This window comes from Streptomyces sp. AC627_RSS907 (genome assembly GCF_019049165.1).
This window is the reverse complement of the sequence record NZ_JAGMUE010000922.1, coordinates 1-708: the sequence shown is the minus strand read 5'-3', so window position 1 is coordinate 708 and position 708 is coordinate 1. Positions and strand designations below refer to the sequence as shown.

1 pseudogene is annotated in these 708 nt (G+C 76.3%); it reads left to right on the top strand.

What is annotated here, in order from left to right:
- Window positions 1-460 (top strand): annotated as a pseudogene (locus tag KUM32_RS39470) (hypothetical protein); the annotation flags it as partial.
- Window positions 461-708: the final 248 nt, after the last annotated feature.

Here is a 708-nt window from a genome sequence, read left to right as displayed (position 1 = left end):
CGCGGCCACGGAGGAGGAGCTGACCACCATGTGCCGCACGGCGCGCCGGGCGCTCGACCCCTCCGGCGGACGCCTCGTCGCCGCCACGCTCGACCCGGACATCTCCGCGGAGCCCGGGTACTACGACGCGTACGGGTTCGAGGTTTCCGCGCTCCCGGACGCCGACGGCGCGGCGGCCGACGGGGCGCCGATCCGGCTGACGCTCCGGTGGGCGGACACCGTCATCCCGCTCGACGTACGCCGGTGGTCGGCGCCGACCATCGAACGGGCGCTGCGTCGCGCCGGGTTCGACACGGTCGAACGGGTCCGGCCACGCGTCTCCGACGAGGGGCGACAGCGGTTCGGTGACGCGTACTGGCGTGACTACCTCGACCGCCCGCACCTGCTGATCCTGGACTGCACGGCAGGCCCGACCACGCCCCACGCCGCCACCCCCGACCCGGACGCCCCCGCTCCGTGACGCGGCCGTGTGCCGCCCTGCGTCCGTTGGCGGCGGCGCGCTGCGACCGGGTGCGTGCGGGCGGGCGCGTGGGTGCGGGTGCGCGGGTGCGTGCGGGGGCCTTCGTCACTGCTGCGGTCAGCACGCTGGTGGGGTAGGGTCGCGCCAAGCGTGACCTCTGCGGCACCCCGGAACGCGCAGTGCGCGGGGATGCCGGTCCCGCCGCCTCGGTGACCCGGATAGTGGTCGCCGACGGCACCACTCCCGGC